Origin of the sequence: Neisseria chenwenguii (assembly GCF_002216145.1) — a bacterium.
Taxonomy (GTDB): Bacteria; Pseudomonadota; Gammaproteobacteria; order Burkholderiales; family Neisseriaceae; genus Neisseria; species Neisseria chenwenguii.
In genome coordinates, this window is record NZ_CP022278.1 from 93,178 (window position 1) to 107,161 (window position 13,984).

A 13,984-nucleotide genomic window follows, 5' to 3' on the forward strand; every position below is an offset into this window, starting at 1 on the left:
CGGCTTGTTGTTTGCTATACTTCCGCCGTTCAAAACCCCATTGATTAAAGGAAAACCCAAATGGCAGACTTCAACAAAATCCTCACACCCGGCGACGTGGACGGCGGCATCATCAACGTCGTGAACGAAATCCCGCAAGGCAGCAACCACAAAATCGAATGGAACCGAAAACTCGGCGCCTTCCAACTCGACCGCGTCGAGCCCGCGATTTTCGCCAAACCCACCAACTACGGCTTCATCCCGCAAACCCTCGACGAAGACGGCGACGAGCTCGACGTTTTGCTGATTACCGATCAGCCCCTGGCCACCGGCATCTTCCTCGAAGCCAAAGTCATCGGCGTAATGAAATTCGTGGACGACGGCGAAGTTGACGACAAAATCGTCTGCGTTCCGGCCGACGACCGCAACAACGGCAACGCCTACGACAGCCTCGCCGACCTGCCCGCGCAGCTCATCAAACAAATCGAATTCCACTTCAACAACTACAAAGCCCTGAAAAAACTCGGTTCGACCCAGGTCACCAAATGGGGCGACGTTGCCGAAGCCAAAGAAGTCATCAAAGAATCCATCGAACGCTGGAACAAACAAGCCTGATTGGTTTAAACAGCAAGGCCGTCTGAAATTCGGTTACCGAGCGCAGCCGAATTTTCAGACAGCCTTAAAAACAGCGTAAAATACCGTTTTCCACACATCGCAGGAACCGTCACCATGACCCAAACCACCGACATTCCCACCCGCCCGCAAGGCGAACTGCTGTTGCGCACCGTCGCCATGCCCTCCGACACCAATCCCAACCAAGACATTTTCGGCGGCTGGATTATGTCGCAAATGGATTTGGGCGGCGGCATCCTCGCCGCCGAAATCGCACAAGGGCGGATTGCTACCGTTGCCGTGCAGGAAATGAGCTTTATCCGCCCCGTCAAAGTCGGCAACGTCGTCTGCTGTTACGGCCGCTGCGTGCGCGTCGGCAACACCTCGCTGCAACTGAAAATCGAAGTATGGGTCAAACCGCTGATGAACGACCACCTCCACGAAGACCGCCTGCTGGTCACAGAAGCCGTGTTTACCTACGTCGCCATCGACGCACAAGGCAACCCGCGCCAGATTCCCAAAGAAAACAATCCCAAACTCACCGGATTGGCATAACAAACCACCCATTTCCAAAGCCGCAGGCCGTCTGAAAGGTATCCCATGAACCAAGCCGCCCTCTTTTCAGGCATTGCCGAACGCTACGGCGCCGAGCCGCAGTATCTGTGGGCAAAATACCCCGACTACGCCGTCTTCCGCCATGCGGGAGGCAAACGCAAATGGTTTGCCGTTTACCTGCCCGTTCCTGCCGAAAAAATCGGCCGCAAAGGCGGCGCCGTGCCGCTGCTCAACCTCAAATGCCCGCCCGAAACCGTCGGCGCCCTGCGCCAAATGCGCGGCTTCCTGTCCGCCTACCATATGAACAAAGAACATTGGGTCAGCGCGGTATTGGGCGAAGCCGATGACGAGCTGATTTGGCCGCTGATTGCGGAAAGCCGCAGGTTGACGGAAAAATAAAGGCCGTCTGAATTTTTCAGACGGCCTTTATTCAATATTCTTTAAGATTAGGACTTCTTTGTTTAATTACTTCGGTTATTTCGGCTAAGGCCGTAACTGAGGCACTTATCGAGGTATAAAACCCAAATTTACGCGGGCGGATATACCGCATATTCAAAACACTTTCCTGCAAAACCAAATCCGTATTACCCACGGGTCGGTGTTCAATCATTAATGCCGCGCTTGAATGTTTACCGTTGACCCTATACGACACATGCCGGATTTCTTCCCATAAAATCATTCCTTCCCCACACCCATAAATCCGATAAAAAATCCCTTCCCTATTCATTTTCAAAATTTCTTCCAAATTACGGGTATTTCGCCAAAGATTGATAACATATCCCGAAACTGCCGTCAAAATCAGCACGGCAACACCAAAAATCCAAAGTATTTCGATTTCCTGCGTATGGCTGTATAGCAACCATGCAAACCGCGCAACAATAAACGTCACAAGAACTGCTGCCAACGCTGTTACCAATGACGTTTTTTGAAAACGCCACACCCTAACTTCAACTTCACCAACTATATTTTCCCCTTTCAACTTTCAGGCGGCCTCAATCCAGCCCCCGAACCCTGCGGTAGCGCGCCCGCGCATGATCAAAAATCCAGTTGAACGCCAGCGAATAGACCACAATCAGCAGCGACAAGCCCAAGTCCGCCAACAGCGCTGCCCACCAGCCCAGTTGCAGGAAATACGCCACAACAGGCACGGTAAACAGCAGCAGCCCGCCCTCAAACGCCAGCGTCTGCAACAGGCGCACGCCCCAGCTTCGTGTTTCGCGGCGGCCGGTGAAGATTTTGTCGAAACCCCAGTTGAACGCGAAATTCCACAGCATCGCCGTCAGCGACATGATGATGTTCATCGCTGCCGCCGAAGCCGTGTCGTCGTAGCCGGCCAGCAACACCGCCAGCGTGCCGACGGTCAGTGCGCCGAGTTCGAAAAGCAGCATATGGACGATGCGTTCGCGGAAAGTCATGCGGATTGTCCGGTAAAAAAACGACATTATAAGAAAAGGCCGTCTGAACGCGAAACGGGTTTTCAGACGGCTTGCGGCAAATCGAGGCTGTCTGATGCTTCGGCTATGCTCAGCAACCGAACTTTCACCGACGTTATTCCCGCGCAGGCGGGAATCCGCATTTGATTTTTGAGAACTTTTTTAAAACAAAATATTGCTTGCCTTTAACCGTGGATTCCCGCCTGCGCGGGAATAACGCCGATTGAGAAATCAGCCGTTTCAGACGGCCTTTAAACAGACAGTTCCTGTTGCTGCAAAGCTTCACCCTGCGGTAGCCGAAGACCGTCTGAAAATCTGTGTTATGATTTTTCAGACGGCCTTCTTCCCTTTTTTCCCATGAATACCGATAACCAGCAACACATTCCCGACCAAACCCTGCTGCGCAGCGATACCGCCGACGCGCCGGCCTGCGCGGTTCACCAGACGCTTTATTCCGCCGGCTCGTTTGCGCAATATGATTACCCCGCCGGCGCCGGTCTGCCCGAAATCCGCGCCGCCGCGACGGGCGAAACCAACTGGCTGCACTTTGTCGGCGTCAACGATGCCGCGCTGTTGCGCCACGCGCTGGCGCCTTACGGCATTCATGATTTGGTTGTTGAGGATATTTTGAGCCGCAAACAGCGGCCGAAAATCGAGGATTACGGCAGCTACATTTTTATCGCCGCGCAGGTGTTTCACTACACGGGCAACCGCCTGCATTACGATCAGGTTTATCTGATTGTCGGGCAGAATTTTCTGCTGTCGTTCCAGCAGAAACCGCTCGGCCTTTTCAGCAGATTGCGCGAACGCATGGGCGCAAATCCGCAGGATATGCTGCACAAAAACACGGCATTTCTCGCTTATTGCCTGCTCGACCGTATCGTTGACGACTATTTTGTCGTTTTGGAAGAGTTTAACAACCGTGTGGAAACGATTGATAAAGCGCTGTTTAAAGACAACACGCGCGGCGACATTCTCGGCCGAATCCACCGCCTCAAACGCGACGCCGTACGCCTGCGCCGCACGCTGCTGCCGCTGCGCGATATTTTCTACCGCCTCGCCATGCGCGACGAATTTGCGGTATTCAAAGATTCGGCGCTGTATCTGCGCGATGTTTACGACCATACGATGCAGCTGATTGAATCGCTGGACGCCTCGCGCGACATGGTATTCAGCATGATGGACGTGTTTTTGTCGTTCCAATCCAACCGCATGAACCAGCAAATGCGGGTGTTGACCGTCATTACAATTATTTTCATGCCGCTGACGGTTTTGACCGGCATCTACGGCATGAATTTCGACTACATGCCCGAACTGCGCTGGCATTACGGCTATTTCATGCTACTCGGCCTGATGGCCTTGATTATCGCAGGGCTGCTGGTTTATTTTTACAAACGGAAATGGCTGTAAGGTTTTGAGTTTTAAAAACAAAAGGCCGTCTGAAATTCAATTACGCTCAGTAATCGAAATTCAGACGGCCTTTTGCCGAACCCGTTTATTTGGTCAGATGTTTCATCAGCATACCGGCGATGTCGTCCAAACCGAAGCCGTCGGCTTCCTGCGCGTTGCCGTTGGGCGTGGCGCTGTCCACCAGATTCGGCAGAACCTGCGCCAGCAGATCGCCGGCCTGATTGCTGTCCACACCGAATTTTTGCGCGATCGAACCGATCACATCACTGCCCAGCGCGTTTTGCAGATCGCTGCCGGACACAGGCATATTGCTTTGCTCGGTCGAAACCCAGCTGCCCAGCGCATCGCCCAAACCGCCCTGCTGGAGTTTGCCCATCAGGTTACCCAAACCGCCCTGCTGCTGCACCAGATCGCGGGCGATTTCCGCCATCGAACCTTGCGCGCCGTTGCCCATTGCCTGCGAAGCGACGTTCAACAATGTATCCATTAATGCCATGATGATTTCCTTATGATGTGGTGAAAAACAGCCGAAAGTGTAGCAAAAGCGGCTCCGTTTCATGCGGATTTAACAAAAATAAACATCAGGCCGTCTGAAAATGGAAACAGCACCTGAATTTCAGGCCGGGATTTTTCGAGCGATACAGCAAGATCTAACTGTCTCCGTCGGCTTGGTTGTCCATCTTATAACGTCCGATCAGCTCCTGAACGGTTTCGTATTCGTACCGGTTTTGCCGTTTGACTTCGTCTATCAGCGCCTGATTGGTAAACGACGGAATATCGGGATCGTAAAGAACGGCGGCACGTTCCATACCGGTGCGGTTGAGTTTGAAATACAGACTGCCGACTTCTTCGACCAGCGCGGCCGGCATGCCGAGCTGCCGCAGGGCGGCTTTGCTGCTGCGCACGGCGGAGTCGAAGGTTTCGCGCACGATTTCTTCCACACCTTTTTCATACAGCCTGTAAGTATGCATCCGATCGTAAGCGCGTGCGACGATTTTGATGTCCGGATTGATACTTCTGGCAAAACCGATAATCTGCAAGGATTTCTCGGGGTCGTCGATGGCGACAATCAGTAGTTCGGCCTTTTCGATGCCCGCGTTGACCAACAACTCGGGGCGGGAAGCGTCGCCGAAGTAGGTTTTGATGTCCAAGACGTTGCTGAAGCCGCTGACAAGCTCCTCGTCCAAATCGATGATGGTCAGCCGGTAGCCTGCGGCACTCAATACTTGGCGCACGATTTGTCCGAAGCGGCCCATGCCGACGAGAATAACGGGATGCTGCTCATCAATTTCATCGGCAGGGCGTTCTTCTTTTCTGACGCTGAGAAATTTGTCCGCCGCCATCACCAGCAGGGGGTTCAGCGCCATCGACAAGACGATAACCGCCGTCATCTGCGCATTGAATCCGCTGTCGATTACGCCCTGCTGCACGGCCGCACCATACAGGACAAACGCAAACTCCCCGCCCAAAGCCATCATGGCGGCGCGTTCCAAAGCCTCCTGATGCGACGATTTGGTCAACCGCGCCACCGCGTAAATGCAGATAAACGCGGCGTCAACCAAAACCAATACGCCGAGCAGGACAGTCTGCCAGTTTTCCCAAACCACCTTTAAATCCAAAGACATACCGACGGCCAGAAAAAACAGGCCCAACAGCAAGCCGCGGAACGGTTCGACATCGGCTTCAAGCTGGTGCCGGAAGCTCGATTCAGAAAGCAGCACGCCTGCGACGAAAGCGCCCATCGCCATCGACAACCCGCCCGTTTCCATCAAAAGCGCCGAACCGAGTACTACAAACAGCGCCGCCGCCGTCATGACTTCGCGCGCCTTGAAACGTGCCAGCAGGCGGAACAGCGGATTGAGCAGGTACAGTCCGGCAAACACAACGGCCGCCAGACAAAGCAGCGGCGTTCCGACCGCCTGCCACAGCGGTTTGGTACTTTCCGCCTGATTCGGCGAGAGCATCGGAATCAGCGCCAAAAGCGGCACAATCATCAAATCTTCAAACAGCAATACCGACACCATGCTTTGGCCGTTTTTACCCGACAGCATATTGCGTTCGCCCAACGCAGACATCACGACCGCCGTCGAAGTCAGCACAAAACCCGCCGCGCCGACCAGCGCCGTTTTCCACGGATATCCTGCTGCCGTAATGACCGCCGTCAGCGCTGCCAGCGCAACGCCGACCTGCAACGCGCCGACACCGAAAATCTGTTTGCGCAGATGCCAGAGTTGTGCAGGTTTCATCTCCAAGCCGATGACAAACAGAAAAATGACCACGCCTAATTCCGCGATCTGCAAAACCGCCTGCGTATCGTTAAACAGCCCGGCACCAAACGGGCCGATGGCGACGCCCGCCACCAAATAGCCCAAAACCGATCCCAGTCCCAGCCGTTTGAAAAGCGGTACGGCGACAACCGCCGCACCCAAAAGGGCAACCACCTGAATCAGTCCGCCCGCGTGTTCCGCTGCCATAAGTTTTATCCTTCGCTGAAAAAACGCACATTTTATAGTGAATCAAAATAAGGAATCCACCCCGCCGCCGAATGGTTGGAAACCGTCCCGCCAGAACGGCATTTTACGGCACTGTAAAACGCCGTATAATGGCGGCGTTTACCCCTGACAGCGGAGCATAAAAATGAACGTTACCATCATCGACCACCCCCTGGTCAAACACAAGCTGACCCTGATGCGCGAAGCGGATTGCAGCACCTACAAATTCCGCACCCTGACCACCGAACTCGCCCGCCTGATGGCCTATGAAGCCAGCCGCGATTTCGATACCGAAAAATACATTATCGACGGCTGGTGCGGCAGCATCGAAGGCGACCGCATCAAAGGCAAAACCCTGACCGTTGTCCCGATTCTGCGTGCCGGTTTGGGCATGCTCGACGGCGTATTAGACCTGATTCCGACCGCCAAAATCAGTGTCGTCGGCCTCCAGCGTGACGAAGAAACGCTCAAACCTGTTTCCTATTTTGAAAAATTCGTCGACAGCATGGATCAGCGCCCTGCCCTGATTATCGACCCCATGCTGGCAACAGGCGGCTCGATGGTTGCCACCATCGACCTCTTGAAATCCAAAGGCTGCACCAACATCAAAGCCCTTGTCCTCGTCGCCGCGCCCGAAGGCGTGAAGCTCGTCAACGAAGCCCACCCCGACGTCACCATCTACACCGCCGCACTCGACAGCCACCTCAACGAACACGGCTACATCATCCCCGGCTTGGGCGATGCGGGCGATAAGATTTTCGGCACACGCTGATTGCGCTGCCTAAGCGCTTGTTATGACATTGAAGGCCGTCTGAATATCTTAGAATTTGGTAAGCACAGCAAACTACTGCGCCTGCCCACCGGATTTTCAGACGGCCTTTATTCGATTTTTCCCAACCTGAAGGACACATTATGAGTTTTCAAGACAGCCTCGCCGCCATGCCCGCCATCGACCATTTGAGCGGTCTTGACGTCAGCGATGCCGAGGGCAACGTACTCCGCCACATCCCCGCCGCGCCGGGAAAGCTCGGCTCGCTCAAACTCTACAACGCGCTGGCACAGGAATTCGACGGCAAACTCAATGCTGCCGCAGCCGAGCGCGGTTTGCAGCTTTTTGCCGAACACGTTGCCGATGCCGAAGCCAACCCGGGCAAACATCCGAATATCGATTTGCTGTTTAAAGTCAAAGCGGAAAACAGCGTTTTGCTGTTGAAACCTTTGCAGGCGTAAGCAGGAAGTTGAAACGACGACAGTCCGTCTGAAATTTTCAGACGGACTGTCGTCGTTTTCATCGGGTACGTTCTGCATATCAGCCGTAGGTCGGATTCTTGAATCCGACAGATTGTTCCCTCCTCTCATCAATGTCGGATACAGGTATCCGATCTACCGGACTCTGGATCTTGCCCCCCCCCCGCAAATTCCCGCCCCATTATTCCCCTGCCCCTTCCGGCATCACCGCCAACACCTGTTCATTCTGCGCCGACCATAATAATTTTGCCGTTTCGCGCAGGCTGCTGCGGCTGAATTCGGGAACGCTGAGGCCGTCTGAATTTCCCATCGCCGCCATGTAGTCGAGCATGGCGTCGGGGCTGCGTTTGCGGCGTTCGGCAAGGTTTTCGGCGAGTTTGCGCATGGCGGCGGCCTGGCTGAAACCGATACTGTCTGGCAGGTTGTGCAACACTTTTTGCGCGGCCTGCCATGCGCTTTGCGCTTCGTTGGCGGCGGTGTTGAACGTCAGCGTGGTTTCGATGCGTTTTTGGCTGAAATTGGGCACGGCCTCGAATTTGACGCTGTACACGCTTTGGTTGCGGCTGCGCAGTTCTTCTTTCAGGCGGGCGTTGGCGAAATGGTTGAGCAGCCTGATTTCCGACAAAGTCGCGGCGTTGGGGGCGTCAAGCGGCTGCCATGAAACGGCTTGGATTTCTGCGCCATCGGTGCGCCCTGCGGCGGCCTGCTGCCAGTGGCGGCCTGTTTGCAGCGGCTGGACGGACGTTGCGGCGGTTTGGCGGGGAATGGAAGCCAGATATTGCAGCACAGCCTGTTTGACGGTTTCAGACGGCAGGCTGCTGACGAAATAATAGTCGGTTGGCGCGGCGGCAAGCTGCTGCCATTGGCGCTTGAGCGCGGCTTCGTCAATGGCGGCAAACGGATTTTCAGACGGCATCAGGCTGCGGCCGTAGCGCATTTCTTCCTGCATTTGGCGCAACTTGGCTGCTTTGGTGTTTTGCGCCACTTTAAACGCGGCCTCTTCGCGCTTGGCAGCCTGCCCTAGGCCGCCGAAACCGGGCGCGGTCTGGTATTGGCGGTAAAGCTGCAACAGCGGCTGCAACGCACCCTCCAGCGCCTGCGCATCGGTGGTTTGATGATAACCGTCGAGGCGCAGGCTGTATTTGGCGATGCCGGCCTGCTGTTTCCATTGGTTGAACGCAGTCCGGCTCATGCCTTGCGGCGCGGCACGGGAAACGACGTCGGCGGAGAGGCGGTTGTAGCGGACGTTGCCCGAACCACCGAACCAGCCGCTGCGCGAGACAGCTTTGAAATGGATTTTCCTGCCCGCCGCATCCAAGCGCCTGATGGTAGCGGTGTCGCCGTTACCCAAACGCAGATAGAGCGTATCGGTGGCGGCATCGCGGCGTTCGGCGGTGATTTTGCCCGCCGGCGATTCGGCAAACTCTGGCGCAGCACGGCTTGTGTCTGCGGTGTTTTCAGACGGCCTTTTGACAGCTTCGTCGAGTTTCGACAAAGCCGGCAGGCCGATTTTTTCAGCGGCGGCGGGCTGCACCTGAATCATTTTGTCGGGCGCGTTGAACCAGTCGGCAATGCGCTGATTTACGGCTTTGGCGTTGATGCGGTAGAGCTGGCTGCGGTCGGCGGTGCGGATGTCGGCGGTCGGCAGCGGCAGGCCGGCCAACAGCGTGTCGTCGGCCATACCGACGATTTTATCGAGGTTGTCGGGCAGCGCGGCGGCTTGCGGCAGCAGATTGCTGTGCACCGCTTTGCGGTATTCCGCCAGCTCTTCGTTGGTGGCGGGATTATCGAGGATGTCTTGGCGTAGGCTGCGCAACACTTCCAGCATCTCCGCCTGCTGTTCGGGCGCGGTTTCGGAATGCAGAACCAGCGCGCCGGTATTGCGCCCCAGCGTATCCATTTTCAATTCCACCGCCTGCCCCGAGCGACCGATACGGCGGTTGACGATATAAGCGGCGAAATTGTCCAAAAGCCGTTGGTAGGATTGTTCCTCATACGCCTGCGCGGGCTGCTTGCGGAAGCGGAACACCAGCGAAAGTTTGCTGTCGGTATTGTCTTGGTCGCGGATTTCGCCGACGTGCCAGCCGTTTTGCAAAACCGGTTCGTATTCCTCCGCCTTGCGCGTGGCCAATTCTTTCGCCGGCAGGCTGCCGAAAATCTGCTGCACCTCGGCGACGGTTCGGTCTATGCTGACATCACCCGCCACCACCAAAACCGCGTTATTGCCCGCATACCAACGTTTGTGGAAATCCGACGCTGTTTTCATGCTCGCGCCCTGAATCGCCTCCAGCCGCCCGATGGGCGCATAACGCCCCTGCCGCGCGCCTTTGTAGGTCAGCTCGTGGCGGCGGCGGTTGAGGCGGTTTTGCAGCGTCTGCTGCTGGCGCCATTCGCTCAATACCACCTGTTTTTCCTTCGCCCAGTCGCCCTCGGCAAACGCTTTGGGCTCGAGAATCTGCCGGTAAACCTGCAACACCTCGCCAAGCTGCTTCACGCCCCGCGGCGGCGTGAGCATATAACGCGTGTCGTTATAGGTTGTGCGCGCGTTGAAATGCCCGCCCATCACCCAGCCGCCGCGCATCAGCTGTTTCGACAAGCCCTCGGGATTTTGCGGCGACGGTTGGAACACCATATGCTCGGTGATGTGCGCAATGCCCTCCTCGCCCGCGTTTTCATCGGCCGCGCCCACGCCGACGTTTAAGCGCGTCACCAGTTTTTTGCCTGCGGAAGGAACTTTGAAAATGTGGTAGGAAAAGCCGTTGGCGAGCCTGCCCGTGGCGTAAACCGTTTCGGCGGCATAGGCGGGGGCAGAGAAAGAGAAGGAAAGAAGAAGCGCGAGCGCGGCAGGTTTCATGGCGTTTTCCGAATCAGGCCGTCTGAAAACGGCCGTTTGAATTATGCCGTCATTATGCCTTTATTTTGACAGCATGAAAACTGCCGGCTGAGATTTTAAACGATAGTGGAATAAAATAAGAAAGATACAAGGCGGCAAGGCGCAGACAGTACGGGTAGTACGGGACAGATGAATTTGACACTTCAGCGCCTTAGTGAATCGTCCCCTTTGAGCCCGGCCGCAGCCAACGAAGTTTTATTTCACTATACTGTTTTTTCAGACGGCACCAACGCCATATCAATATGCGGAATGCCGTCTTCCAAATATTCGCCCGACACCGCCGCAAACCCCAGAGAAGCGTAAAAATCGCGCAGATAAAGCGTGCCTGAAGCAAAACGGGCCAACCCTTATATTCCGCGCGCGCAAATTCCAGCGCGCGCCGCATCAAATCCCTGCCCGAACCGCCGCCCCGCGCCGTTTGCGCAACCAAAACGCGGCCGACTCTGACCGCGCCGTTTTCGGGAATAATGCGGCAGCAAGCGGCAATCCTCCCGCCCGATTCGGCGAAAAAATGCCGTGCGTTCAAATCCTTATCGTCAACTTCGGGATAAGCGCAGTTTTGCTCGACCACAAACACCGCCATGCGCGCTTTATAGATTTCAAAAAGTTCGCACACGCTCAGCGAGTCGAACGGTTTGTTGTGCCAATTCACTTTTTTGCTCCTTGAGGCCGTCTGAAAAAAACGGGGCTGCGCGCAAACCCGTTTCCCTCAACCCAAAATTTCCAAAATCCCGCGCAAATCGTCCGCCCCGATTTGTCCGGGTGCTGATGCCTTGCCGACTGCACCGAAGGTCATTACCGAGCCGAAAGTCTGTCCTGCCAGACGGCTGATGACACCGAGTTTGCCCATAGACATGGTCACAATCGGCTGTGAGGCCGTCTGAAAAACTTCCTGCGTCGCATCTAAAAGTGTAACTACGTCCGCTGCCGACTGCGGCATAACAGCGATTTTGCAGATATCTGCGCCCAGCGCTTCCATTTTTTTCAGACGGCCTGTGATTTCCGCTTTCGGCGGCGTTTTATCGAAATCATGGTTGCAGAGCAAAGCCGCGATGCCTTTGGCTCTCGCCGCTTTCACCGCCGCGCCGACGGCTTCGTCGCCTGCAAAAAGTTCGATGTCGATGATGTCGGCCAAACCCGATTCGATCACGCGGTTGACCAACGCAAAATAATAGTCGTCGCCACACGGGCAGGCGCCTCCCTCGGCTGCGCGGCGGAAGGTAAACAAAAGCGGCGTACCAGGCAGCGCGGCGCGCACGGCAGCGGTTTGCGCCAACACATAATCCGCGTCGGCGGCCTGTTTCAAAAAGTCGGCGCGAAACTCGACAATATCGAAACCGACGCCCTGCAAAGCGGCCACTGCCTGCATCAGGCCGTCTGCATCTTCCGCCACCAGCGGCACGGCGATTTTCGGGAGGCCGGCGCCCAATTCGATGTTGCGGATTGTGACTGTATTCACAGATTCTCCTTCGTACTAAAATATTCCGCGGAACACTTTATACGCAAACCACTGCAACTTCAAGAACAGAAAAAATGTACAGCCAACACTCCGAAGCACACTTCAGCAACCGCGGCAACTGGCTGCGCGCGGGCGTTTTGGGTGCAAACGACGGTCTGATTTCCACCGCCGCGCTTTTGATGGGCATGGCCGCCGCCAAACCCGATTTCGAGACCCTGCTGCTCACGGGCGTTTCCGCGCTAGCCGGCGGCGCCGTGTCGATGGCGGCGGGCGAATATGTCTCCGTGTCCAGCCAGACCGACACCGAAAAAGCCGACCTCGAAAAAGAAAAACGCGAGCTGGCCAAAAATCCCGAAGCCGAATTGGACGAACTCACCACCATCTACACCATGCGCGGCCTGCCGCAGGATTTGGCGCGCCAAGTCGCCGTCGCCCTGCACAAACACGACGCGCTCGCCGCCCACGCCCAAGACGAAATCGGCATCACCCACGCCAACGCCGCCAACCCGTTGCAGGCCGCGATGGCTTCCGCCGCCTCGTTTGTCGTCGGCGCCGTTTTGCCACTGGCCGTTTCCCTGCTGATGCCGTCTGAAAATCTGATTGCCGGACTTGCCGTGCTTACACTTGCAGGCTTGGCCGCACTGGGCTGGTTTTCCGCCAAACTCGGCGGTGCCAGACCTTTGCGCGCTGTCGCCCGCGTCGTGATTTGGGGTGCGGTCGCACTGGGGGTAACGGGTATCATCGGCCATGTCATCGGCGTGGCGGTTTAGCAGGGTATTAAACGGTAAACCGGTTTGAAACCCGAAAGCCTGAGACCTTTGCAAAAATCAGAAATATCTGCCTAAAGGCCGTCTGAAATGGTTGACTCCTCAATCGACGTCATTCCCGCGCAGGCGGTAATCCACGTTTGATTTTCCGAACATAAAAGTTTCAGACGGCCATTATTATTTTTGCAACGGTCTCAGCCTGTTTCCATACAAAATGCCGTCTGAAAATATTTTCAGACGGCATTTCATTGACCACCCCCGTTAATCCAAAACCCGCTGCCCGGGCAACCTGCCCGCCCAGTCGCAGGCGAACTGCCACGCGGAGCGGCCGGAGCGGTTGCCGCGCATCTGCGCCCATTGCAAGGCGGCTTTGCGGGCGGTTTCGTCAAACACAACGCCGAAATCGGCCAGCCAGTTTTCCACGGCTTGCAGGTAGTCGTTTTGATCGAAGGGGTAAAAGCTCAGCCACAAGCCGAAGCGGTCGGAGAGGGAGACTTTTTCTTCGACGGCTTCTTTTTGATGGATTTCGCCGCGCGCGCCGGTGGTGCCGAGGTTTTCGTCCATGTATTCGGGCATCAGGTGGCGGCGGTTGGAAGTGGCGTACACCAATACGTTCGGACAGCGTTGCGAGAGGCCGCCGTCGAGCGCAGTTTTGAGGGCTTTGTAGGTTTCGTCGCCGGCTTCAAACGACAGGTCGTCGCAGAAAACGATGAATTTTTCTTCGCGCGCGGCCAAGATGGAAAGCAGCGCGGGCAATGTGACCAAATCGCTTTTATCGACTTCGATCAGGCGCAAGCCCTGCGCGGCGTATTCGTGCAGCAGGGCTTTGACCAGCGAAGATTTTCCGGTACCGCGCGCGCCGCTCATCAAGACGTTGTTGGCGGGACGGCCGGCGAGAAACTGCTCGGTGTTACGCTTGAGGCGGACGGTTTGCGGGCCGATTCCGGCGAGGCGCTCGAGCGGAAAGGTGTGCGGCGCGGGCAGGCTTTCCAAAATGCCTTTGCGCCCGACGCTCTGCCAGCGGTAGGCCAGCGCCGTCCAGTCGGTCTCGCCCTGCTCTGCAGGCAGAATCAGGTCGAGGCGGTTTAAAACGGAATGGGCTTTTTTGAGGAATTCGGCAAGTTTCATGATGTTCT

15 protein-coding genes are annotated in these 13,984 nt (G+C 56.1%); 7 read left to right on the forward strand and 8 right to left on the reverse strand.

Annotation, left to right across the window (positions count from 1 at the left end; translation table 11 throughout):
- Positions 1-60 precede the first annotated feature (60 nt).
- The 3 genes from BG910_RS00465 to BG910_RS00475 all read left to right on the forward strand — a co-directional run bounded on the left by BG910_RS00465 (position 61) and on the right by BG910_RS00475 (position 1,545).
- Positions 61-594 carry an inorganic diphosphatase gene (locus BG910_RS00465; protein ID WP_089035142.1) on the forward strand — a complete coding sequence of 178 codons (534 nt, stop codon included), beginning with the start codon at positions 61-63 and terminating at the stop codon, positions 592-594.
- A 114-nt stretch (positions 595-708) separates the two neighbouring features.
- Positions 709-1,146 (forward strand): acyl-CoA thioester hydrolase YciA, encoded by a 438-nt coding sequence (yciA, locus tag BG910_RS00470; protein ID WP_089035143.1) that lies wholly within the window; start codon positions 709-711, stop codon positions 1,144-1,146.
- A 45-nt stretch (positions 1,147-1,191) separates the two neighbouring features.
- Complete coding sequence (locus tag BG910_RS00475; protein WP_089035144.1) at positions 1,192-1,545, forward strand: MmcQ/YjbR family DNA-binding protein; 354 nt, start codon at positions 1,192-1,194, stop codon at positions 1,543-1,545.
- A gap of 31 nt (positions 1,546-1,576) precedes the next feature.
- Here BG910_RS00475 and BG910_RS00480 read toward each other — a convergent pair whose 3' ends face one another.
- Positions 1,577-2,125, reverse strand: coding sequence for a hypothetical protein (locus tag BG910_RS00480; RefSeq protein WP_123805931.1), 549 nt, complete (start codon positions 2,123-2,125; stop codon positions 1,577-1,579).
- 13 nt (positions 2,126-2,138) lie between these two features.
- Complete coding sequence (locus tag BG910_RS00485; protein WP_089035146.1) at positions 2,139-2,561, reverse strand: PACE efflux transporter; 423 nt, start codon at positions 2,559-2,561, stop codon at positions 2,139-2,141.
- Positions 2,562-2,936: 375 nt separating this feature from the next.
- On the opposite strand from BG910_RS00485, the gene corA reads away from it, so the two are divergent.
- On the forward strand, positions 2,937-3,989 hold the full coding sequence (gene corA / locus BG910_RS00490; RefSeq protein WP_089035147.1) for a magnesium/cobalt transporter CorA: 1,053 nt from the start codon (positions 2,937-2,939) through the stop codon (positions 3,987-3,989).
- Between the two features lie 85 nt (positions 3,990-4,074).
- On the opposite strand, the gene BG910_RS00495 is transcribed toward corA, so the two are convergent.
- Positions 4,075-4,485 carry a YidB family protein gene (locus BG910_RS00495; RefSeq protein ID WP_089035148.1) on the reverse strand — a complete coding sequence of 137 codons (411 nt, stop codon included), beginning with the start codon at positions 4,483-4,485 and terminating at the stop codon, positions 4,075-4,077.
- 154 nt (positions 4,486-4,639) lie between these two features.
- Positions 4,640-6,463 (reverse strand): monovalent cation:proton antiporter-2 (CPA2) family protein, encoded by a 1,824-nt coding sequence (locus tag BG910_RS00500; protein WP_089035149.1) that lies wholly within the window; start codon positions 6,461-6,463, stop codon positions 4,640-4,642.
- A gap of 163 nt (positions 6,464-6,626) precedes the next feature.
- Here BG910_RS00500 and upp point away from each other — a divergent pair, with 163 nt between their 5' ends.
- Positions 6,627-7,253 (forward strand): uracil phosphoribosyltransferase, encoded by a 627-nt coding sequence (gene upp / locus BG910_RS00505; protein ID WP_089035150.1) that lies wholly within the window; start codon positions 6,627-6,629, stop codon positions 7,251-7,253.
- Between the two features lie 140 nt (positions 7,254-7,393).
- Positions 7,394-7,711 carry a DUF2322 family protein gene (locus BG910_RS00510; protein WP_089035151.1) on the forward strand — a complete coding sequence of 106 codons (318 nt, stop codon included), beginning with the start codon at positions 7,394-7,396 and terminating at the stop codon, positions 7,709-7,711.
- A 199-nt stretch (positions 7,712-7,910) separates the two neighbouring features.
- Here BG910_RS00510 and BG910_RS00515 read toward each other — a convergent pair whose 3' ends face one another.
- From BG910_RS00515 to aroD, 3 genes are all read right to left on the reverse strand, one after another.
- Positions 7,911-10,583, reverse strand: a complete 2,673-nt coding sequence (locus tag BG910_RS00515; protein WP_089035152.1) for a M16 family metallopeptidase — start codon at positions 10,581-10,583, stop codon at positions 7,911-7,913.
- A gap of 190 nt (positions 10,584-10,773) precedes the next feature.
- Positions 10,774-11,274 (reverse strand): GNAT family N-acetyltransferase, encoded by a 501-nt coding sequence (locus tag BG910_RS13215; protein WP_325048914.1) that lies wholly within the window; start codon positions 11,272-11,274, stop codon positions 10,774-10,776.
- Positions 11,275-11,331: 57 nt separating this feature from the next.
- Entirely contained in the window at positions 11,332-12,081 is a 750-nt protein-coding gene (gene aroD / locus BG910_RS00525) for a type I 3-dehydroquinate dehydratase (protein WP_089035153.1), read from the reverse strand.
- A 74-nt stretch (positions 12,082-12,155) separates the two neighbouring features.
- Here aroD and BG910_RS00530 point away from each other — a divergent pair, with 74 nt between their 5' ends.
- Positions 12,156-12,851 (forward strand): VIT1/CCC1 transporter family protein, encoded by a 696-nt coding sequence (locus tag BG910_RS00530; RefSeq protein ID WP_089035154.1) that lies wholly within the window; start codon positions 12,156-12,158, stop codon positions 12,849-12,851.
- Between the two features lie 258 nt (positions 12,852-13,109).
- On the opposite strand, the gene BG910_RS00535 is transcribed toward BG910_RS00530, so the two are convergent.
- Positions 13,110-13,976: an ATP-binding protein gene (locus BG910_RS00535; protein ID WP_089035155.1), complete on the reverse strand. Its 867-nt coding sequence runs from the start codon at positions 13,974-13,976 to the stop codon at positions 13,110-13,112.
- Between the last annotated feature and the right edge of the window lie 8 nt (positions 13,977-13,984).